General features: G+C 66.6%; 18 protein-coding genes. 9 read left to right on the top strand and 9 right to left on the bottom strand.

Translation table 11 applies throughout. The features are described from left to right. The first annotated feature begins 144 nt into the window (after positions 1 to 144). The 5 genes from RMO01_RS14370 to RMO01_RS14350 all read left to right on the top strand — a co-directional run bounded on the left by RMO01_RS14370 (position 145) and on the right by RMO01_RS14350 (position 5,228). Complete coding sequence (locus RMO01_RS14370) at positions 145 to 1,377, top strand: DUF2254 domain-containing protein (RefSeq protein WP_309629742.1); 1,233 nt, start codon at positions 145 to 147, stop codon at positions 1,375 to 1,377. A 116-nt stretch (positions 1,378 to 1,493) separates the two neighbouring features. Then, the gene (gene phnC, locus RMO01_RS14365) at positions 1,494 to 2,318 is read left to right on the top strand and encodes a phosphonate ABC transporter ATP-binding protein (RefSeq protein WP_409013086.1); all 825 of its coding nucleotides are present in this window, start codon (positions 1,494 to 1,496) and stop codon (positions 2,316 to 2,318) included. Next, a complete protein-coding gene (gene phnD / locus RMO01_RS14360) occupies positions 2,315 to 3,319 on the top strand; it encodes a phosphate/phosphite/phosphonate ABC transporter substrate-binding protein (RefSeq protein ID WP_309629741.1) in 1,005 nt (334 codons plus the stop codon). Before phnC ends, phnD begins: the two co-directional genes overlap by 4 nt. Positions 3,320 to 3,369: 50 nt before the next feature. After that, positions 3,370 to 4,128, top strand: a complete 759-nt coding sequence (gene phnE, locus RMO01_RS14355; RefSeq protein ID WP_309629757.1) for a phosphonate ABC transporter, permease protein PhnE — start codon at positions 3,370 to 3,372, stop codon at positions 4,126 to 4,128. A 35-nt stretch (positions 4,129 to 4,163) separates the two neighbouring features. Then, a complete protein-coding gene (locus RMO01_RS14350; protein WP_309629740.1) occupies positions 4,164 to 5,228 on the top strand; it encodes a substrate-binding domain-containing protein in 1,065 nt (354 codons plus the stop codon). Between the two features lie 180 nt (positions 5,229 to 5,408). On the opposite strand, the gene RMO01_RS14345 is transcribed toward RMO01_RS14350, so the two are convergent. The 3 genes from RMO01_RS14345 to RMO01_RS14335 all read right to left on the bottom strand — a co-directional run bounded on the left by RMO01_RS14345 (position 5,409) and on the right by RMO01_RS14335 (position 7,715). Beyond that, positions 5,409 to 6,092, bottom strand: a complete 684-nt coding sequence (locus tag RMO01_RS14345; RefSeq protein WP_309629739.1) for a hypothetical protein — start codon at positions 6,090 to 6,092, stop codon at positions 5,409 to 5,411. Continuing rightward, positions 6,089 to 7,174: a glycosyltransferase family 1 protein gene (locus RMO01_RS14340; RefSeq protein ID WP_309629738.1), complete on the bottom strand. Its 1,086-nt coding sequence runs from the start codon at positions 7,172 to 7,174 to the stop codon at positions 6,089 to 6,091. Before RMO01_RS14340 ends, RMO01_RS14345 begins: the two co-directional genes overlap by 4 nt. A gap of 73 nt (positions 7,175 to 7,247) precedes the next feature. Beyond that, entirely contained in the window at positions 7,248 to 7,715 is a 468-nt protein-coding gene (locus RMO01_RS14335) for an Lrp/AsnC ligand binding domain-containing protein (RefSeq protein WP_309629737.1), read from the bottom strand. A 109-nt stretch (positions 7,716 to 7,824) separates the two neighbouring features. Between RMO01_RS14335 and putA the strand changes: the two genes are divergently transcribed. Next, positions 7,825 to 10,968: a bifunctional proline dehydrogenase/L-glutamate gamma-semialdehyde dehydrogenase PutA gene (gene putA, locus RMO01_RS14330; RefSeq protein ID WP_309629736.1), complete on the top strand. Its 3,144-nt coding sequence runs from the start codon at positions 7,825 to 7,827 to the stop codon at positions 10,966 to 10,968. A gap of 24 nt (positions 10,969 to 10,992) precedes the next feature. On the opposite strand, the gene RMO01_RS14325 is transcribed toward putA, so the two are convergent. The 3 genes from RMO01_RS14325 to RMO01_RS14315 all read right to left on the bottom strand — a co-directional run bounded on the left by RMO01_RS14325 (position 10,993) and on the right by RMO01_RS14315 (position 15,066). Then, a complete protein-coding gene (locus RMO01_RS14325; protein WP_309629735.1) occupies positions 10,993 to 12,327 on the bottom strand; it encodes a PAS domain S-box protein in 1,335 nt (444 codons plus the stop codon). A gap of 124 nt (positions 12,328 to 12,451) precedes the next feature. Next, complete coding sequence (locus tag RMO01_RS14320; protein ID WP_309629734.1) at positions 12,452 to 13,369, bottom strand: hydroxymethylglutaryl-CoA lyase; 918 nt, start codon at positions 13,367 to 13,369, stop codon at positions 12,452 to 12,454. Next, on the bottom strand, positions 13,366 to 15,066 hold the full coding sequence (locus tag RMO01_RS14315; RefSeq protein ID WP_309629733.1) for a glycosyltransferase family 39 protein: 1,701 nt from the start codon (positions 15,064 to 15,066) through the stop codon (positions 13,366 to 13,368). The genes RMO01_RS14320 and RMO01_RS14315 overlap by 4 nt, the downstream gene beginning before the upstream one ends. A 93-nt stretch (positions 15,067 to 15,159) precedes the next feature. Between RMO01_RS14315 and RMO01_RS14310 the strand changes: the two genes are divergently transcribed. Further along, entirely contained in the window at positions 15,160 to 15,891 is a 732-nt protein-coding gene (locus tag RMO01_RS14310) for a glycosyltransferase family 2 protein (protein WP_309629732.1), read from the top strand. Positions 15,892 to 15,983: 92 nt separating this feature from the next. Then, entirely contained in the window at positions 15,984 to 16,409 is a 426-nt protein-coding gene (locus tag RMO01_RS14305) for a hypothetical protein (protein WP_309629731.1), read from the top strand. Positions 16,410 to 16,544: 135 nt separating this feature from the next. Here the strand turns inward: RMO01_RS14305 and RMO01_RS14300 are convergent, their stop codons facing one another. From RMO01_RS14300 to trhA, 3 genes are all read right to left on the bottom strand, one after another. Continuing rightward, complete coding sequence (locus RMO01_RS14300; RefSeq protein ID WP_309629730.1) at positions 16,545 to 16,907, bottom strand: hypothetical protein; 363 nt, start codon at positions 16,905 to 16,907, stop codon at positions 16,545 to 16,547. Further along, complete coding sequence (gene phaR, locus RMO01_RS14295) at positions 16,904 to 17,551, bottom strand: polyhydroxyalkanoate synthesis repressor PhaR (protein WP_309629729.1); 648 nt, start codon at positions 17,549 to 17,551, stop codon at positions 16,904 to 16,906. Before phaR ends, RMO01_RS14300 begins: the two co-directional genes overlap by 4 nt. 77 nt (positions 17,552 to 17,628) lie before the next feature. Further along, complete coding sequence (gene trhA, locus RMO01_RS14290; RefSeq protein WP_309629728.1) at positions 17,629 to 18,339, bottom strand: PAQR family membrane homeostasis protein TrhA; 711 nt, start codon at positions 18,337 to 18,339, stop codon at positions 17,629 to 17,631. A gap of 182 nt (positions 18,340 to 18,521) precedes the next feature. Here trhA and RMO01_RS14285 point away from each other — a divergent pair, with 182 nt between their 5' ends. After that, positions 18,522 to 19,697, top strand: coding sequence for an acetyl-CoA C-acetyltransferase (locus tag RMO01_RS14285; protein ID WP_309629727.1), 1,176 nt, complete (start codon positions 18,522 to 18,524; stop codon positions 19,695 to 19,697). The last annotated feature ends 75 nt before the right edge of the window (positions 19,698 to 19,772 follow it).

Raw genomic sequence — 19,772 nt, 5'->3', positions numbered from 1 at the left:
TGTAAAGCGGTTTTTTAGTGGCGCGACCAGCTGGAGCGGTGCGATCGTCCGAACCCTGATCGCCTTCGTTCCGCTGCCCAGGCGTGAACTTCCAACCCCCGCCTTCGTTATGGTCAAGGTCGAGGGCCCTGGGGTGGTTGGCGAATGAATCGATGGCTGTTCTGGTGGCGCAACCTGTGCCGTCAGCTTTGGGTCCGGGCGAGCCTCTATGCCGCGACAGGAATCGGGGCCGCGTTGCTGGCTGTCTTCGCTGCGCCCTGGGTGCCTCAGGAAATGGCCGAGCGACTGGGCGGCGAGTCCGTCAGTTCGATCCTGACCATCCTGGCATCCAGTCTGCTTGGGGTGGCGACCTTCTCGGTGGGCGCTATGGTGACGGCCTATACCGCCGTGTCCCAGACGGCGACACCGCGCGTAGCCGCCTTGGTGACCAGCGATTCCGAGGTCCAGAAGGCCTTGGCGACTTTCGTCGGGGCGTTTTTGTACGCCATCGTCGCGGTGACCGCGATCAACGCCAACTATTATGGGCAGGAAGGGCGGGCCATCCTCTTCCTGTTCAGCCTGGGCGTCGTCTGTCTGGTCGCAGTGAGGCTGCTGACCTGGATCAACCGGCTGTCCAGCCTGGCGCGGGTCGGCCACATGATCGACCTCGCAGAGCTTCAGGCGAGAACCGCGATGAAGGCACAGCGGCAAGCACCGTCTCTCGGCGGCCGGCCCGGCCATGTCGATGGGAAAATCAAAATTGCGGCGGCCGACACCGGCTATATCCAGAACGTTGATCCGGCGCGGTTGCAGTTCGTCGCCGAGGCGCGAGACTGTCACGTCGAAATCCTCGCTGCTCCCGGCGCCTATGTCCGGAGTGGCGACGCCGTCGCGGTGATAACGGGCGATGACTGTGACGATGAGGGGCATGACGCGTTTCGCTCGGCCTTCACCATCGGCGGACAACGATCATTCGATCAGGATCCCCGGTTCGGGCTGATCGTGCTGGGCGAGATCGCTGGCAAGGCGCTGTCGCCTGGCGTCAATGATCCGGGCACGGCGATACAGGTCATGGGCGCGGCCGTCCGTGCGCTGGACGGATGGGCCGCGATGGCCCCCGGCGCCCTTGAGGAGGTCCGTTACTCGCGTGTTTGGGCGCCGAAGATCGAGGATGACGACCTGATCAGCGACGTGTTCGGCCCCGTCGCGCGATACGGCGCTGGCGACGTGGCCGTTGCGGTGCGACTGCAAAAGCTGTTGCGCAAGTTGAGGCGCGACGAGGGATCGCTGGCGGCCGCGGCCGATCGCCAGGCGGGCGAAGCGCTGGACCGGGCGCGTCTGGCGCTATCGCTACCTGCCGATGTCCGCGCCGTGGAAGAGGCTGCGAGGCTGGGCTGAGCGGCGCCGTTGCGCTGTCGCGCTGGACGCAGCCGCGACGGACGTGGCATTAAGACTTGCCGGACCGCCCTTCTCGCGTCATTCGGCGCCTGTTTCGTCAGCCGCCAAGCGAGTTCATGAGTTCATCAGCCGTTAGCTCCGCGCCCGGCCCCCTCGTGGCCGGGCTCGTCATGGCCCGCGACGTGTCCAAGACCTTCGGATCCCGGAAGGCGCTGGACGGCGTCTCCGTGTCCGTCGCCGCTGGAGAGATGGTCGCCCTGATCGGTCCGTCCGGATCGGGCAAGTCCACCCTGCTGCGGTCCATCACCGGCCTGCAAACCATCGACGCCGGCAAGGGCCAGATCGATGTCTTCGGAGTCTGCGTCCAGAAGAACGGCCGCACGACCGGAGCCGTGCGCGCCGCACGCCAGAAGCTGGGCATGATCTTCCAGCAGTTCAATCTGGTCGGTCGGTTGAGCCTGTTTTCCAACGTCATGCTGGGCGCCCTTGGGCGTCTGCCGGGCTGGCAAGGTCTTTTCGGGGCCTGGCCGAACGCCGACAGGGACAAGGCGATGGCCGCCCTGCACCGCGTCGGCGTCTCCGACTACGCCGCCCAGCGCGCCAACACCCTGTCGGGGGGGCAGCAGCAGCGCGGCGCCATCGCCCGGGCCCTGGTCCAGGGCGCCCAGGGCATCCTCGCCGACGAACCGGTGGCTTCGCTGGATCCCGTGTCCGCCCGCAAGGTGATGGAACTGCTGGTCGAGTTGAACCGGCGCGACGGCCTCGGCGTCATCGTCACTCTGCACCAGGTCGATTACGCCATCCGCTACTGCGACCGGGTGATCGCGCTGAAGGCGGGCAAGGTCGTCTATGACGGCCCGTCGACCAGCCTCGACACCAAGCAACTGATCGACATCTACGGTCCCGAATTTGAGGACGCGTTCTGGGAAACCAAGGCATGACCTTCGCCTCCTTCACTCGCCGGGCCGGTCTGGTCGGCGCCGCGATCGCCCTGCTCGGCCTCTCGGCCTGCGGCGACGAGGACGACGCCAGGTCGGGCGGTGCGCCGTCCAAGATCACCTTCTCCATCCTGTCCGCAGAAGGCCAGGCCTCGGCCGGGCCGCTGTGGCAGCCGCTGCTGGACGACATGTCCGAGGCGATCGGCGTAGAGGTCGAGCCCTTCTTCGGCTCGAACTACACCGTCCTGGTCGAAGCCATGCGCGGCAACCAGACCCAGGTCGCCTGGTTCTCGGCCAAGCCGGCGGTCGAGGCCATCGATCGCGCCGACGCCGAGGTCATCGCCCGCACGGTGAACAAGGAAGGGCTGGACAGCTATCGCTCGACCCTGATCGTCAAGACCGGCTCGGGCATCACGCTGGATCAGGTCCTGGCCTGCGGCAAGCGCTTCGATTTCGGCATCGGCGACGCCCAGTCGACCTCGGGTACGCTGGCCCCGATGGCCTTCCTGTTCAATCCGCGCAACATCGTTCCGGCCCAGTGCTTCGCCACGGTGCGCTCGGCCAACCACCAGGCCAACGCCTTCGCCGTGGCCACGGGCGTGGTCGATGTGGCGACCTCGAACACGGTCAACACCGTCTTCCTGAACCGCCAGAACCCGGCCATCGCGGCCCAGATCACCGAGATCTGGCAGTCCCCGCCGATCCCGGAATCGGGCATCCTGGTGCGCGGCGATCTCGATTCCGCGATCAAGGAAAAGATCCGCAGCTTCTTCCTGACCTACGGCCAGGGCACGGGCGCCGAGGCCGATCGCCAGCGCCAGGTGCTGGCCGGGCTGGAATACTCCCAGTTCCGCGCCGCCGATGACAGCTATCTGAACCCGATCCGCGAGATGGTCGCCGACCAGAAGCTGCAGGAAGCCCGCGACAAGGGCGACGCCGCCGGCGTCACCGCCGCCGAGGCCGAGTTGCAGCGCCTGCGCGCCCTGCGTGAGGTCCAGCCTTGACCGACGCTGCCCTTCCGGCCGGCTCCATTCCGAAGCCGCCGTCGAAGTCGATGGGCGCATGGGCGCTCGATGTCCTGATCTGGGGCGGGGTCCTGGCCCTTTTGGTCTACAGCGTCGGCGACGTCGATCTTGGCAACCTGTCCCGCCTGTTCACGAACAGCGCCAACATCCAGACCTTCGCCAGCGACTTGCTGAAGCCGAATTTCGCCAACTGGCGACTGTTCGTGGAGCAGATGTGGCTGACGATTCAGATCGCACTGTGGGGCACCTTCCTCGCTGTCTTCCTGGCCGTGCCGCTGGGTCTGGCCGCAGCCCGCAACATCGCCCCGGTCTGGGTTGTGACGCCGGTCCGGTGGGTCATGAACCTGCTGCGTTCGATCCCCGATCTGGTCATCGGCCTGCTGTTCATCGTGGCCGTGGGTCTGGGGCCGCTCGCGGGCGTCCTGGCCATTACCCTGAACACGGCCGGCGTTCTGGCCAAACTGTTCTCCGAAGCGGTCGAGTCGATCGACAAGGGTCCGGTCGAGGGCGTCCGCGCCACCGGCGCCTCGCCTCTGCATGAAATCGTCTGGGGCGTGATCCCGCAGGTCGCGCCGCTGTGGACCTCGTTCGCCCTCTACCGGTTCGAATCGAACAGCCGTTCGGCGACGGTGCTGGGTCTGATCGGCGCGGGCGGCATCGGCCAGGTGCTGTTCGACAGCATGAACGCCTTCGACTTCCGCTCGGTGTCGGCCATCGTCATCATCGTCGTCATCGCCGTGACCCTGATCGACATGCTGTCACAGGCCATGCGCAAACGTCTGCTTTAAGCGTCGCACATTCGCTCCGCCCGAGAGACCGCCTGATGTCGTCCATCCTGCCCCGCCGGCTTTTCGTCGCCGGAACCGCCGTCATCGCCCTGACTGTGGCCGCCTGTGGTGAGGGTGGCGGACAGCGTAACGGCATCTGGGCGGCGGGGTCCTCGACCGTCTTCCCGTTCGCGACCCGGGTGGCCGAGAATTTTGCCCGTAACAATCCTGAAGGCGCGCCGCCACGCGTCGAGTCTCTCGGCACCGGCGGCGGAATCCAGGCCTTCTGTCAGGGCCTGGGGCCCTCGACCCCGGATATCGCCAACGCCTCGCGCCGCATGAAGGGGTCTGAGTTCGATCTCTGCGCCAGCAACGGCGTCACCGAGATCATCGAGATCAAGATCGGCTATGACGGGCTGGTCGTTGCGACGGCGCGGACGGGGGCGGATTTCGTAATCGAGGGCAGTGACCTTTTTCTCGCGCTGGCCAAGGAAGTCCCCGGCCCCTCGGGCACATTCATTCCCAACCCCTACCGCACCTGGGACCAGGTCCGGGCCGGGTTGCCGGCGCTCCGGATCCAGGTCTACGGCCCGCCACCCACCTCTGGGACGCGAGATTCCTGGCTCGAGCTGGCCATGACGCCGTCGGCTGAAGCTGTTCCTGAAGTGGCTGCCCTGGCGGAGAGCGACCCGGACCGCTTTGAAGCCCTCGCACACACCCTGCGCGAGGATGGAGGCTGGATCGACTCCGGCGAAAACGACAACGCCATCGTGCAGACCCTGACACGGACGCCGGGATCGGTGGGGGCTTTCGGCTACTCCTTCCTTGAGGAGAATATCGGCGAGGTGAAGCCAGCCAGCGTCAACGGCGTGTTTCCCGATCTCGAAACGATTGCTTCGGGCGAATATCCGATCTCACGTTCGATGTTCATCTACGTCAAGAAAGCTCATGTCGGCGTGACACCAGGCCTGCAGGCATTTCTGACCGAGTTCACCTCGGAAGCTGCGACGGGACGGGGCGGCTATCTGCAAGACCGGGGCATGGTCCCGCTGCCGTCAGATGAGCGTGTCGTTCAGCGCGCCATCGCCACCGACCTGACGCCGATGGCGCGGCCCGACTAGTCGAACTATCCGGACTCCTGAAAACGAGTCCGCCGGGTCCGGATCGGGCAGCCGTCGCCGCTCATGATGTCAAAGACCCGCCTGCATCATACCACCGCCGGAAACCGTGATGGATATAGCGGCCTGGAAATCGAAAATACTCTTTGAAAACTGCTGTCTGACCGGCCCCATGATGATGGGTCAGGCGGGCTGGCGGTCCCGTTCGGCGACGCGCGCGGCCACCGCCTCGACGGTCCAGAGCGAGAAATAGTGGTCCGACCAGATCGGCTCAGGCAGGCTGTAGGGCGAGGCCCGCAGGTCCAGTTCGCGCGAGGCGCCGGGGCGGAACATGAAGAGCTCCTGATTGGCAAAGCCCGTATTTGAGGTGATCAGCAGCCAGCGCGATCCCGAGGCCGCCATATTGCGCAGGGTCGCCCAGACGTCGCGCTCGTAGAGGTGATTGACCAGATCCTTGGAGAAGATCAGGTCGGCGGGCGCCGGAACCTGGCTGGTGATGTCCAGCACCTCAAAGCGGCGCCCCGGATGATCGATGCGGTTGCGGCCGATCAGGGCCCCGACGATGTCGTAGCCGACGTAGTCGATCGCCGGCCGGTCCTTCAGGAAAAGATCGAACCTGTGGAAGTCGCCGCATGGGAGGTCGGCGATGGAGCGGACGCCGAGTTCGTCGCAGGCCTTCGTCAGCACCCGGATGGCGTGGTCGACCTGGGCTGAATCGCGATCTGAGCCAGGTCCGGAAACGGATTCGCCCAGGGCCCAGCGGCGGGTGCGGAACACGGTCTCGAACCGCTGGCGATTGGTGGGATTGCGAAGACCGTAGGCCGGGACGAACCGACGCCTCAGACGGCGCAGCCAGACTTCGATCAAGCGGCGGCTCTGCGCCTGACGCGGGCGATACGGCGAAGGCGGCGCCAGAAGCGCCCACGCTCGGGCTCCGGATAGGGCTCCAGGTTCTGAACGAACTGCTCGGCCGAGGCGCGCCAGCTGAACTTTTCGGCATAGGCGCGGGTGGCGGCGCGATCGCACTTGAGCGCCTCTAGACACGCAGTGCGCAGATCCTCGTCTATCGCGCCGGCGTTGGATCCCGGGACCAGATCGATGGGGCCGTGGGCGGGATAGGCGGCGACGGGCGTGCCGGTGGCCATGGCCTCCAGGATCACCAGGCCGAAGGTGTCGGTCCAGCTGGGGAAGACAAAGACGTCGGCGTCGCGGAAGCAGCGGGCCAGCTCCTCGCCGAAGCGGGCGCCGAGGAACTTCGCCTCGGGATATTTGGCTTCCAGCTCGGCGCGGGCAGGGCCGTCGCCGACGACGATCTTGGTGCCCGGCAGGTCGGTTTCGAGGAAGGCCTCGATGTTCTTTTCGACGGCGACGCGGCCGACGTTCAGCCAGTAGGGGCGAGGCCAGTCCCCGCCGCCGATCTGATCGAAGATGCGTTCCAGATCGGGGCGGAACTGTTCGGTGTCGACGCCCCGCGTCCAGGGCGAGATGTTCTTGAACCCGTGGTCCTCGAGTTCCTTCTTCAGCGTCGGGGTGGCGACCATCAGCCGGCCCGACGGCTTGTGGAACCATTTCATATAGGCGTAGCCGACCTGAACCGGGACCGGGAAACGCGCCGAAATATATTCAGGGAATTTCGTGTGATAGCTGGTCGTGAAGGGCAGTTTCCACTCCACGCAGATGCGGCGGGTGGCGATGCCGATCGGGCCTTCGGTGGCGATGTGGACGGCGTCCGGCTCGATCGCGCGAAGCCGTTCGCGAATCTCTTCCTCGGCGCCCAGGGCCAGCCTGATCTCGGGATAGGTCGGCGCCGCGATGGTGCGGAACTGGCTGGGCTCGATGACGTCGACCTCGTGACCCATGGCGCGGCATTCCGCGACGGTGCGGGTCAGGGTGCGGACGACGCCGTTGACCTGGGGCTCCCAAGCGTCGGTGGCCAGAACGATGCGCATGTGGGCCGAACGGCTCCGCCTTCTTATCAAGCAGGCAGCTTTAGCGGGTCATGTCGACGAAGGCGAGACAGTCCTACAAAGGCAGGGCGGTCGTGGACTTCACCTCTTCGAGAACGGCATAGGTTCGTGTTTCGCGCACGCCGGGCATGCGGGTCAGGACATCACCGAGGAAGGTGCGATAGGCGTCCATGTCGCCGACCCGGGCCTTCAGCAGATAGTCGAAGCCGCCCGCCACCATGTGACATTCCAGAACCTCGGGCTGACGACGAACCATGTCCGCAAAGGCTTCGAACTGGTCGCCGGTCGTCCGGTCCAGCAGCACTTCCACAAAGATCATGAGGCCGCGCCCGACCTTGGCCGGGTCGATCAGGGCCGCATAGCCGATGATGACCCGCCGCTCGCGCAGGCGGCGGACCCGCTCGAAACAGGCGGCTGGCGACAGGTTGCACCGCCGGGCGAGTTCAGCGTTGGACACACGGCCATCCTCCTGCAGCACCTTCAGAATGCGGCGATCGACGGCGTCCAGATTTTCAACGGCCATAGGCGTGGTTTTCCGAAGGATCGTCGTCTCAGGTCACGATCATACGATGCACATTCGGATGGGTCCGACATATAGGCAAGCTCATACAGGACAGGATCCCACCGACGCCATGATGTCCCTTACCGCTTCTCCCGTCCCTTCTCTGCCCCAGTTTCTTTCCCAGGACTGGGACGCGCTGGATCACGGCAAGTTCGCCGACGAACCCTCGACCGTCCGGGCCCTGCTGGCCGCCTCGCCGCTGGACCCGGCCGCGCGTCAGGCCGTGGTGGACGAGGCCGTCCGACTGGTCGAACACGCCCGAAAGAGCCAGAAGAAACAGGGGGTGGTCGAAAGCTTCCTGCAGGAATTCAGCCTCGGCACTCGCGAGGGGCTGGCCCTGATGTGTCTGGCCGAGGCCCTGCTGCGCACGCCCGACGAGGACACCCGCGATCGTCTGATCGCAGAGAAGATCGGATCCGCCGACTGGGCGTCGCACCTGGGGCAGTCGGACAGTCTGTTCGTCAACGCCTCGACCTGGGGCCTGATGCTGACAGGCAAGCTGGTCGACGCCGATGAACAGGCCAAGACCGACCTGCCGGGCTTCCTGACCCGCGTCGCCGGCCGTCTGGGGGAACCCGTCATTCGTCAGGCTGTGGCCGCCGCCGTCCGGATCATGGGCGAGCAGTTCGTGGTCGGCCGGACCATCGAGGCGGCGCTGAAGCGCTCGAACCGCGAGGGCTGGCTGTGCAGTTTCGACATGCTGGGCGAGGGCGCCCGGACCGCCGCGGACGCCGAGCGGTATGAAAAGATCTACGCCGACGCGATCACCGCCGTCGGCAAGACCGCCGGAGGGCAGGGGCCGGAGGTCGGGCATGGCGTCTCGGTCAAGCTGTCGGCCCTGTCGCCGCGCTATGAGGCGACGCATGAGGGCCGGGTCTGGGAGGAGCTGTATCCGCGCATCAAGCGGCTGGCCCTGATCGCAGCGCGCGCCGACATCAACTTCACCATGGACGCCGAGGAGGCGGACCGGCTGGCCCTGTCGCTGAAGCTGCTGGACCGGCTGGCGCACGAACCGGAACTGGGCGACTGGAAGGGGCTGGGCCTCGCGGTACAGGCCTATCAGAAGCGCGCACCCGAGGCGATCGCGCGGATCGCCCAGCTGGCGCGGACCTCGAACCGGCGGCTGATGGTGCGTCTGGTGAAGGGCGCCTACTGGGACACCGAGATCAAGCGGGCCCAGGTCATGGGCCGGACCGACTATCCGGTGTTCACGACCAAGGCGGCGACGGACCTAAACTATCTGGTCTGCGCCCAGGCCATGATCGATGCGTCGCCGCACCTGTACGCCCAGTTCGCCACCCACAACGCCCATTCGCTGGCCGCCGTGCACGACATGGCGAAAGAGGCCGGGGTGAAGATCGAGTTCCAGCGGCTGCACGGCATGGGCGAGGCCCTGTACGACGCCGCCGCCGAGACCTTCGGGCCGATGACGGTGCGCGCCTATGCCCCCGTCGGGGGGCATGAGGACCTGCTGCCCTATCTGGTCCGTCGCCTGCTGGAGAACGGCGCCAACTCGTCCTTCGTCCATGCTTTGCTGGACGAGCGGGTGCCGGCCTCGGCCGTCGCCGCAGACCCCATCGCCTCGGTCGAGGCCCACGCCGACCGCCACGCCAAGATCCCCACGCCCAAGGACATGTACATGGACCGCCAGAACTCGCTCGGCCGCGACTATTCGCAGAAGGCCGACCGCGAGCGGCACGCCGCCGCCCTGCAGAAGGTCGATGCGGAAAAGCTGACCTCGGGCCCCATCGTCGGCGGCAGGCTGATGGCCGGGACGAACGCCCAGGCCGTGACCAACCCCTACGACCGGTCGCAGGTGCTGGGGCATGTGTCCGAGGCCTCCAGCGAGGATATCGACAATGCGGCCCATGCGGCAGCCACGGCCCAGATCGCTTGGGACCGGTCAGGCGGCTCCCGCCGGGCGCCGGTGCTCCGGGCCATGGCCGATGCGCTGGAAGCCGACATGGACCGACTGGTGGCCTTGCTGTCGCGGGAAGCGGGCAAGACGCTGAACGACGGCGTGGCCGAGGTCCGCGAGGCGGCCGACTTCTGCCGCTACTACGCCATGCTGGCCGAGAAGGATTTCGGCGGGCCCCAGGTGCTGAACGGGCCGGTGGGCGAGACCAACCGGCTGGTCCTGCACGGCCGCGGCGTCTTCGCCTGCATCAGCCCGTGGAACTTCCCCCTGGCCATCTTCACCGGCCAGATTGCGGCGGCGCTGGCGGCGGGCAATGCGGTGCTGGCCAAGCCGGCCGAGCAGACGCCGCTGATCGCGGCCGAGGCGGTGCGCCTCTATCACAAGGCCGGGCTGAACCCCGACCTGCTGGCCCTGGTCCCCGGACGCGGCGAGACGGTGGGCGCGACCCTGGTCTCGCATGCCGGGATCGACGGGGTGGCCTTCACCGGCGGCACCGACACGGCGGCGGCGATCAACCGCGCCATCGCCGCCCGCCCCGGCCCAATCCTGCCCTTCATCGCCGAGACGGGCGGTCTGAACGGCATGTTCGTGGACACCACGGCCCTGCGCGAACAGGTCATCGACGACGTGATTTCGTCCGCCTTCGGCTCGGCCGGTCAGCGGTGTTCGGCGTTGCGAGTGCTCTATGCGCCGAAGGATTCGGCCGACAGCCTGATCGAAGGCCTGAAGGGCGCCCTGGCGGCCCAGGTGCTGGGTGATCCGTCCGACCCGGGCTCCGACATCGGCCCGGTGATCGACCCGGAGAGCCGCAAGGCCCTGGAAGCCCACGTCGAGCGCCTGGGCAAGGATGCGAAGATCATCGCCCGCGCCATGATGCCGGAAGGCTCACGGCGCGGCGACCTGTTCGCCCCAATGATCGCCGAGATTCCGACCCCGGACTATCTGGAGCGCGAGGTCTTCGGGCCGATCCTGCACGTCTATCGTTACGACCCGAAAGACCTGAAGTCGGTGGCCGGCAAGCTGGCGGCGCGGGGCTATGGCCTGACGCTGGGCGTGCACAGTCGCATCGAGGCCTTCGCCGAGCAAGTTATGCAACTTGTCCCGGCAGGCAATGTCTACATCAACCGGGGCGTCACCGGCGCGGTGGTCGGAGTCCAGCCCTTCGGCGGAGAGGGCCTGTCGGGGACCGGTCCCAAGGCGGGCGGACCGAACAGCCTGATCCGCTATGCGTCGGAAAAAGCCATCTCGAACAACATTTCGGCCCAGGGAGGAGACCCGGCGCTGCTCAACCTTTAGCCCGGCGCGCCGGCCTGCAGCGGGCTAGATCGGAAACTCTATGTCAACGACCAGGCCGGTACTTTCCCACTGTCGGGCGATGGTGCCCTTCAGCTGGCGCACTACGCTGGATTTCAGGGAGGATCCAAAGCCGTCTCGCGTGGGCGCGAGCACCGGGGGACCACCGCTCTCGCGCCACTGAAGAAGCACCCGATTCTGATCGAGCCGCCAGGTGACCGATACAAGCCCACCGCTGCGGCAGGCGCCGTACTTGTTGGCGTTTGTCGCCAGTTCATGAAGCAGCATGCTCAAAGGCTGAACCTGCTCCGGAGAGAGCCCGACCTCCGGGCCCTCGATATGGACGCTGTCAGCCGGACAAAGAGCGTCCAGCTCTTCCGTGACGACGTCTTTCAGCCAGCCGCCTTCCCAGCTGCGGCTGGCCAGAGATGTCTGTGCCCGGGCCAGGGCGCTGAACCGTCCGGCAAGGACCTCCTTGTAAGCCTCCAGACTGTCTGCGCGCGTTAGTCGGGTGATGGACTGCACGATCGCAAGCACGTTGCGGGCCCTGTGATCGACCTCGTGCATCAGCAGATTGCGGATCTCTTCGTTGCGCTTCTCGACGCTGATGTCGCGCGCCTCGATGATCGTCCCGATGATCTTGGCCTCCTCGTCGTGGATCGGGCTTGCGGTGAAGGCGATCGGGTAGAAGCTGCCGTCCTTGTGCACGAACACCTCCTCCCCCTGGGCCCCGGCCTTCTCGGGAAAGGCGCGATCGATCGCGCATTCCGAAATCGGGAAGGGCGAGCCGTCCGGATGGGTGTGATGAATCACATCGTGGAGGGGGCGGCCTGCCGTCTCACCGAGGGTGTATCCGGTCAGCGTTTCGGCCGCCTTGTTCATGAAGATGCAGTGCTGCCGCTCATCCATGAGAAACACCGCCATGGTCGTGTTCTCCAGGATGGCATCCAGTCGCATCGCGGTCGCGCGAAGGGCGGCCTCTATCTGCCGATGCGCGGTGATATCCTGAATGGCGGCGTAGAAAATCGCGTCGTCACCGTCGTCGAACATCTGAAGCTTGACGAAGACATTGTATTCCGTGCCGTCTTTCCGGCGATGGATTGTTTCGAAGTCGAGCCTTGCTGTATCGCCAGACCTCAGCGGCTCGATCAGCATCAGAAATGCTTCCCGACTGATCAGGGGCTTCAAATCCCAGGGCGTCATGGTCGAGAGTTCTTCGACGCTGTAGCCCAAGTTTTCCCGTGCCCCCTTGTTGACGAGCCGGAATTGAAAGTCTTGCGCACCAAAAAGATAGACCTCGCTGGCGGCATCTTCGACGATGCGTCCGAGGCGTTCTCTGGTCATCGCGGTCGGGAACGGCATGTTGGGCAGTCTCTGTGCAGGGCGGAGCCGGAACATCCGTATGGAACAGCAGTATCGGAGGCAAGGCCAAGGCTCAGCGACAAAGATCTGATGTCGGAGCGAAGCGGATAACTGAAAACCGCGATCAGCCCTCCCAGCCCCCCGCCCGGCTGAGCGCGCTCGGCATAGGCCGGCCGATAAGCCCTCCGATCCAGCGGGCCGTTTCGATCAGGGCGTCGAGGTCGTAGCCGGTCGCATAGCCGGCGCGTTCCAGCATATAGACCAGGTCCTCGGTCGCGACATTGCCCGTGGCTCCCGGAGCGAAGGGACAGCCGCCGATGCCGCCGACCGAGGCGTCCAGCACATCCACGCCTGCCTCGACGGCCGCGTAAGCGTTGGCGACACCTGTGTTGCGGGTGTCGTGGAAGTGCAGGCGCAGGGTCGCGTCCGGCGCCGCGGCCTTCGCGGCCTCGACCTTGCGGGTGACGCTCCACGGATCGCCGACGCCGATGGTGTCGGCCAGGCCGATCTCGGCGATTCCCATGGCGGCGAGTTCGCCGACCAGATCGGTAACCTGACCGACCGAGACCTCGCCGTCGAAGGGGCAACCCCAGACGCAGCTGAGCACCGCCGACAAAGACGGGACCGGCGCGTCCGCGCCGTCGGAGTTGTGACGGCGGGCGAGGATCTCGGACAGCATGGCGATCTGGTCGCGGACGGCCAGACCCTGGTTCTTCAGGCCGAAGCCGTCGGTCACGGACAGGGAGACGTTGACCTCGTCGACTCCGGATCCCAGCGCCCGGTCATAGCCCTTGCCGTTGAGGACGAGGCCGATACGGCTGCGGCCTTGAGCCGGAGGCAGGATGGCCATGACCTCTTCGGCGCCGGCCATCTGGGGGACGAGTTTCGGATGGACGAAGCTGATCGCCTCGATGCGGCGGGCGCCGGCGGCCTCGAGGCGGAGGACCAACCCGGCGCGGGTCGCGGGATCGAGAATGGCCTTCTCGTTCTGAAGACCGTCACGTGGGCCAACCTCGACGATCTGGATCGGGCGAGGGCTCAACGGCGGGCTTCCGCTGCTTCCGGTTCGGGGGCGTCCGGCGGGGCGTAGACCGTCAGGCGCACGTCGTCGCCGCTGGAATAGTTGTGGCCCGTGACCACGCCGACGGCGCGGCCGGGGACGCCGGTCTGGGCCGTGGCCAGCCGGAAGGCTTCGTCGTCGCCGGCCTCGACGATGGCGGGACGGCCTTCGGCGAGAGCCTTGGCGGCGCCCGCAGCGTCGGTCAGTTCGGTGTCGCGGCCCGTGACGAAGACGAAGCTGGGCTCATGGAAGGTGGTGATGGCGACCGGTCCGGGGGTCAGGCCCTGACGCGGCGACAGGCCGTTGAGTTCGAGCATCTTCTCCAGCCGGGGGGCGATCGACAGGGGACGCAACTGGCGGAGGGTGCCGGCGAGGGCCGCGTGGGCGACAATGCCGAAGCCCAGCGCGATCATGACCCCGGTGACGGCGGCGCGGTTGAGTAGCAGGAAACCGCCGATCAGGGCGGCCATGGCGGCGCAGACGACGGTGATCGTGGCCCAGGTCTGGGCCGTCGAGGTGCCGAAGGCGGTCAGACCGTAAACGGTGATTCCGCTGATCACCACGGCGCCGAAGACTGCGAGGGCGGCGCCGGTCCAGCGCGAGACCTTGCCTATCGGCCGGGTCAGGGCGGCGGCCATCAGCAGGGCGATCGCGCCGAAGGTGGGCAGGGTGTAGTGAAACAGCTTGGTCGGAGCGATCTCGAAGATCAGCCAGCACGGAACCAGCCAGCAGACGAGGAAGCGGATCGCCGGCTCGGCGCGACGGCTCCAGCCCGTCGACAGGGCGGCCGGCAGCACCAGGGTGGCGGGGAATAGCAGCAGGGGCGCGAGCACGGCGTACAAGCCGGGGAAGCCGCCATGGCTTTCGGCCGCGCCCGTGACCTTGGAGCCCAGGTCATTGCCGATTGATTCGCGCCAGAATCCGCCGTCTGTGGCGATGGTGATGGCGATGGCCCAGGGGCCGACGATCAACACGAGCAGAGGCAGGCCCCAGCCCCAGCCCAGCCGCTTCAGCCAGGCCCACTGCCGGTCCCACAGGCACAGCATCAGGACGGCCGGGACGACGACCAGCAGGCCGATGGGGCCTTTGATCAGGATGGACAGGCCCAGGCCGCTCCAGAGCATCAACTTCCACAGCCGCTGGGTCGGGTCGCCCTTGACCAGCGGTGCGACACGGGACGCCATATAGAGGCGCGCGAGGCCTGCCATGGCCAGTGTCACCGACCCGCACAGCATGGCGTCGGTCTTGGCGATGCCTGCCTCGGACGACAGCAGGAAGGTCGCGCCCAGTATGGCGCCGGCGAGGAAGCCGGCACGCGCTCCGAACAAGGCTGCCCCGACCCATGCGCAGGCCCAGGCGGCCAGCATGGCTCCGAGCAGCGAGGGGAGGCGGTAGGGAGCGATGTCGCGGTTTTCGACCTTCGACGTCAGGCCCACGGCCACGGCCTGCATCCAGTAGATGCCGACCGGCTTCTTCCAGCGCGGATCATCCTGGAAACGGATGTCGACATAGTCGCCGCTCTCCAGCATCTGCGACGTCGCCTGGGCGTAGCGGCTTTCGTCACGGTCCAGCGGCGGCAGGAGCAGCAGGCCGGGCAGGCCGGCGATCAGGGCGACCAGCGCCGCCAGGAGGGGGCCGCGCCAGCCGGCGACATATCGATCGAGGTTCGGGCGCGTCATGAGATCGTTCCTAACACGGCGATTGCGCGGGCGTCAGCGGCTCGACATCGCCGACCGTGGCGCGAAAGCGGGTTTTGCGTCTAGAGAGCAAGGATGCAGAGCGCCGAGACACCGCAAATCTCCATCGTCGTGCCGGTCCACAATGAGGCCGGCGCAGCCGGGCCGCTGGCGCGGGAGATCGCCGCGGCCTTCGACGGACGGGCGCACGAGATCATCTTCGTCGACGACGCCAGCCGCGATTCGACCCTGGCCGAACTCAAGGCCTTGATGGCCGTGCTGCCGACGCTGCGGGTGCTGGCGCACGCGGCCAATGCGGGTCAGAGCCGGGCGGTGCGGACGGGGGTGCTGGCCGCGCGGGCGCCGATCGTGGTCACCCTGGACGGCGACGGCCAGAATCCGCCCGATGACGCGCCGAAACTGGCCGATGCCCTGATCGCCGCGCCACCACAGGTCGCCTTGGTCGGCGGCGTGCGCCAGAAGCGTCAGGACTCCGAGGCCAAGCTTTGGGCCTCGCGCTGGGCCAACAGGATCCGGAAGCGGTTGCTGGGCGACGATGCCGACGACACGGGCTGCGGGCTGAAGGCCTTCCGCCGCGATGTCTTCCTGCGGCTACCCTATTTCGATCACGTCCACCGCTACCTGCCGGCGCTGATGATCCGCGAGGGTTACGAGAACCGCTATTTGCCGATCGGACACCGTCACCGGGAGACGGGTCAGTCGAAATATACGAACTGGGGGCGGCTCAAGAACTCGTTCTCGGACCTGCTGGGCGTGATGTGGCTGAAGACCCGGTCACGCAGGCCAGGGGCGATCACGGAGTTCTAAGTCGCCTGTTTGGCGAACCTGCGTAGCCGTATGGAGCGAACGGGAGTATCCGTCGTTAACAAGCTGCGCCGTTCAAACGCGAGAGACAGACCATGCTGATCGCCCTGCCCCTGCTCGTCATTCCGGTGATCCTCTACAATATCGTCGTGCTGTCCGGACTGGGCGGGGGCGGAGTGGCGGCGGCGGATGACGCCCTGCGTCAGGCGATGTTCTCGATTCCGATGGCCTCGGGCGCGAGCTGGAACGTGGGGGTCGGCGACCTGATTCTGTTCCTGTCCCTGATCCTGCTGTTCTTCGAGCTGCTGAAGTCGACGTCGAGCCAGAAAGTCGCGATCGTCAATCACGCCCTGTCGATGATCCTGTTTGTCATCTGCCTTGTCGAGTTCCTGCTGGTGCGCGGGTTCGCAACCTCGACCTTCTTCCTGATCGTGACGATGGTCATGCTGGATGTGCTGGCCGGGTTCATCGTGACCATCATCTCGGCCCGCAAGGACCTGGACTTCGGCGCCGGAGCGTAAGGTCCCGGCCCTAGATCAGGGCGGCGAAGATCAGCGAGACGACGATCACGTCGAAGGTCTTGGCGGCGAAGGCGAGGGTCATGGCGACGTCCGAAGGCGAGAGTTCCCCCCGGTCGCTGCAAGCCTCGGGCCAGATCAGAGTTCTGTCTTTTTGATCAGTCCGGCCGGCGGGCGGCGGTCCTTCTCGCCCGAATATTCGGCCCCGAGATAGCTGGCGCGGGCCGCATCCATGAGCGGCGGGCCGCCTTTGATGCCTCTGCGCTGACCGGTCTGGCCCATGATGTGGGCGGCGAAGGCGGCCGCCGGATCGAGGGGGTTGGTGTCGGCGGGGGCGGTCGATACGGCAGGGCTTGCCGGGTCGGGGATCTCATCGACGACCTTGCCGACCGGAACCAGCTCGCGGCTGGTGGAGGCGGCGCGGCGTTCGGCCTCACGCCGCTGGGCCGCGCGGCGGTCGCGGCCCTCGACCGGTCCGACAGGGCGGACCCCGTCGGTCACGGCTTTGCAGCGCCCGCGATACGGTCGATCTGGGCGCGCATCTCGTCCATCTGGCGACGCATCTCGTCGATGGCCGGGTCCGCCGCCGGCTGGGCGGCGGGAGCGGCCGGGGCAGGCGCCTCGCCGTCCGTGCGGCCATAGGCGAAGGCCGGGAACATCTTCATGGCGTTCTGGAACATGGCCATGTTCTGCTTGGCCGCCGCCTCCATGAGGCCGCCCCCCATCAGACCGGTCGCCGGGTTTGCGCCCAGGACCTTGGTCATCTGGTCGCGGAACTGCTCCTGCTGGCGGGAGAAGTTCTCGAGCGACATCTCAAGGTAGGAGGGCAGGACGCCTTCCATCTGACCGCCGTAGAAGCCGATCAACTGGCGCAGGAACTGGACCGGCAGCAGGGCCTGGCCCCGGCTCTCTTCCTCGAAGATGATCTGGGTCAGGATCTGACGGGTCAGCTCCTCGTTGGTCTTGGCGTCGAAGACGACGAAGTCGACGCCTTCGCGGACCATCTTGGCCAGGTCCTCGAGCGTGACATAGGTCGAGGTCGAGGTGTTGTAGAGCCTACGGTTGGCGTATTTTTTGATGATGACGGGGTCGCCGTCCTTGGCGCCGTCCTTGATCTTTCCGCCCGGGGTATTGCTGTCGGCCACTGCAGTGTCCTTGTTGCTATGCGGTCGTTATCCCGCACCGCGAAGCCGTGCGCCAGTGGAGATATTACGGTTCCGTGTCAGCCGAGGTTGGGGGCCAGCACCACCCCGACCAGAACCGCCGCCCAGTGCACGCCCGCGCCCGCCACCACGAACCCGTGCCAGATGGCCCGGCGGTACTTCAGCCCGGGCGAGATGAAGAAGAAGACCCCGGCTGTATAGATCAGGCCGCCGAGCACCAAAAGGCCGAGCGCTACGGGATGGACGGTGTCGATCATCGGCTTCAGCGCGATCACCGCCAGCCAGCCGAACAGGACATAGACCCCGCTCCAGAAGGCGTCGGAGATGCGGGGCGCGACCAGTTTGGCCGCCACGCCCGCAAAGGCGATGGTCCAGATCACCAGGGTGAAGCCGATGGCCCACCAGCCCTCGAACCGCTGGGTGGTGAAGGGGGTGTAGGAGCCCGCGATCATCAGGAAGATGGCCGCCTCGTCCAGCCGGCGCAGGACAGGGCGCGCCGCGCTCGGGCGGGTCAGGTTGTAAACGGTCGAAGCCGTCAGCATGGCGATCAGGCAGAGCGCATAGATCGCCGTGGCGAACACCGCGCCGAAACCCGCGTAGAAGGCCGAGAGGATGGCCAGGGCGACCCCGCCGACCGCAGCCAGTGTCAGGCCGACGACATGGACCACCAGATCGGCGGTGTGTTCGGACCGCGACTGGTAGTGCTCCTCCAGATCGATCTGATCCGGGGTGCAAATCCGTCGGGCGTGGCGCTTCAGCGTGTTCAGCATGGTCCCACCAAACTCGGCTCTTCGGCCTGTCGTTCCCTGGATAATGGGCAGGTGGGATGACTTTCACCTGAACGGGGCGACCGGACGTGACGAAACCGCGTGGATGCGGCAGAAACGCCACGCAAAGTTTCCAGCGGCCTAACGGGGCTCCCATCCGTTGAGGCCCGATAAAGGATAATCCCATGATCGACGTCGTCATCGTCTCCGCCGCCCGCACCCCGGTCGGGTCGTTTCTGGGCGCACTGTCCAGCCTGCCGGCGTCGAAGCTGGGCGAGATCGCCATCAAGGCGGCGCTGGAGCGGGCGGGCGTGTCGCCGGCCGAGGTCGATGAGGTGATCCTGGGCCATGTGCTGCAAGCGGCGGCAGGGCAGGGCCCGGCGCGTCAGGCCTCGATGGGGGCAGGCATTCCGAAGGAGACCCCGGCCTGGAGCCTGAACCAGATCTGCGGCTCGGGTCTGCGGGCTGTGGCGCTGGGCTACCAGCAGATCGCCATGGGCGACGCGAAGGTGATCGTCGCCGGTGGTCAGGAGAGCATGAGCCAGGCGCCGCACGCCCAGCACCTGCGCAGCGGCCACAAGATGGGCGACCTCGCGTTCACCGACACCATGATCAAGGACGGTCTGTGGGACGCCTTCAACGGCTATCACATGGGCCAGACGGCCGAGAACATCGCCCACAAGTTCCAGATCAGTCGCGCCGATCAGGACGCCTTCGCCCTGGCCAGCCAGCACAAGGCCGAGGCTGCCCAGAACGCAGGACATTTCGACGAGGAGATCGTCCCGGTGGTGATCCCGGGCCGCAAGGGCGACGTCACCGTCGACAAGGACGAATACATCCGTCACGGCGCGACTCTGGAGTCGATGGAGAAGCTGAAGCCCGCTTTCACCAAAGAGGGATCGGTCACGGCGGCCAATGCGTCCGGCCTGAACGACGGGGCCGCGGCCCTGGTGCTGATGTCGGCCGACGAGGCGAAGGCGCGCGGGCTGGAGCCGCTGGCCACCATCCGGTCCTGGGCCTCGGCGGGCGTCGATCCGGCGATCATGGGGACGGGTCCGATCCCGGCGTCGAAGAAGGCGCTGGAGAAGGCGGGCTGGACCGTCGCCGATCTGGACCGTGTCGAATCCAACGAGGCCTTCGCCGCCCAGAGCCTGTGCGTGCTGAAGGAACTGGGGCTGGATCCGGCCAAGGTGAACGTCAACGGCGGCGCCATCGCCATCGGCCACCCGATCGGCGCCTCGGGCGCCCGCATCCTGACGACCCTGCTGTACGAACTGAAACGGTCGGGCGGCAGCAAGGGTCTGGCGACCCTGTGCATCGGCGGCGGCATGGGCGTGGCCCTGTGCGTGGAGCGGGTCTGAGCGGACTCGAAAACACCGTCCGAAGCGTTCGTAGCGTCCGAAGCGTGCGGGAGCGCGACTCCTGAACAGACTCGA

The organism is Brevundimonas sp. (assembly GCF_031412435.1).
Taxonomy (GTDB): domain Bacteria; phylum Pseudomonadota; class Alphaproteobacteria; order Caulobacterales; family Caulobacteraceae; genus Brevundimonas.
This window is presented reverse-complemented; position numbering and strand designations above follow the sequence as displayed.

Excerpts from the sequence above, each read along its gene's own strand:
- RMO01_RS14370 (WP_309629742.1), top strand. The coding sequence starts at position 145 with ATGAATCGATGGCTGTTCTGGTGGCGCAACCTGTGCCGTCAGCTTTGG.
- phnC (WP_409013086.1), top strand. The coding sequence starts at position 1,494 with ATGAGTTCATCAGCCGTTAGCTCCGCGCCCGGCCCCCTCGTGGCCGGG.
- phnD (WP_309629741.1), top strand. The coding sequence starts at position 2,315 with ATGACCTTCGCCTCCTTCACTCGCCGGGCCGGTCTGGTCGGCGCCGCG.
- phnE (WP_309629757.1), top strand. The coding sequence starts at position 3,370 with ATGGGCGCATGGGCGCTCGATGTCCTGATCTGGGGCGGGGTCCTGGCC.
- RMO01_RS14350 (WP_309629740.1), top strand. The coding sequence starts at position 4,164 with ATGTCGTCCATCCTGCCCCGCCGGCTTTTCGTCGCCGGAACCGCCGTC.
- RMO01_RS14340 (WP_309629738.1), bottom strand. The coding sequence starts at position 7,174 with ATGCGCATCGTTCTGGCCACCGACGCTTGGGAGCCCCAGGTCAACGGC.
- RMO01_RS14335 (WP_309629737.1), bottom strand. The coding sequence starts at position 7,715 with ATGGCCGTTGAAAATCTGGACGCCGTCGATCGCCGCATTCTGAAGGTG.
- putA (WP_309629736.1), top strand. The coding sequence starts at position 7,825 with ATGATGTCCCTTACCGCTTCTCCCGTCCCTTCTCTGCCCCAGTTTCTT.
- RMO01_RS14325 (WP_309629735.1), bottom strand. The coding sequence starts at position 12,327 with ATGCCGTTCCCGACCGCGATGACCAGAGAACGCCTCGGACGCATCGTC.
- RMO01_RS14315 (WP_309629733.1), bottom strand. The coding sequence starts at position 15,066 with ATGACGCGCCCGAACCTCGATCGATATGTCGCCGGCTGGCGCGGCCCC.
- RMO01_RS14310 (WP_309629732.1), top strand. The coding sequence starts at position 15,160 with ATGCAGAGCGCCGAGACACCGCAAATCTCCATCGTCGTGCCGGTCCAC.
- RMO01_RS14305 (WP_309629731.1), top strand. The coding sequence starts at position 15,984 with ATGCTGATCGCCCTGCCCCTGCTCGTCATTCCGGTGATCCTCTACAAT.
- trhA (WP_309629728.1), bottom strand. The coding sequence starts at position 18,339 with ATGCTGAACACGCTGAAGCGCCACGCCCGACGGATTTGCACCCCGGAT.
- RMO01_RS14285 (WP_309629727.1), top strand. The coding sequence starts at position 18,522 with ATGATCGACGTCGTCATCGTCTCCGCCGCCCGCACCCCGGTCGGGTCG.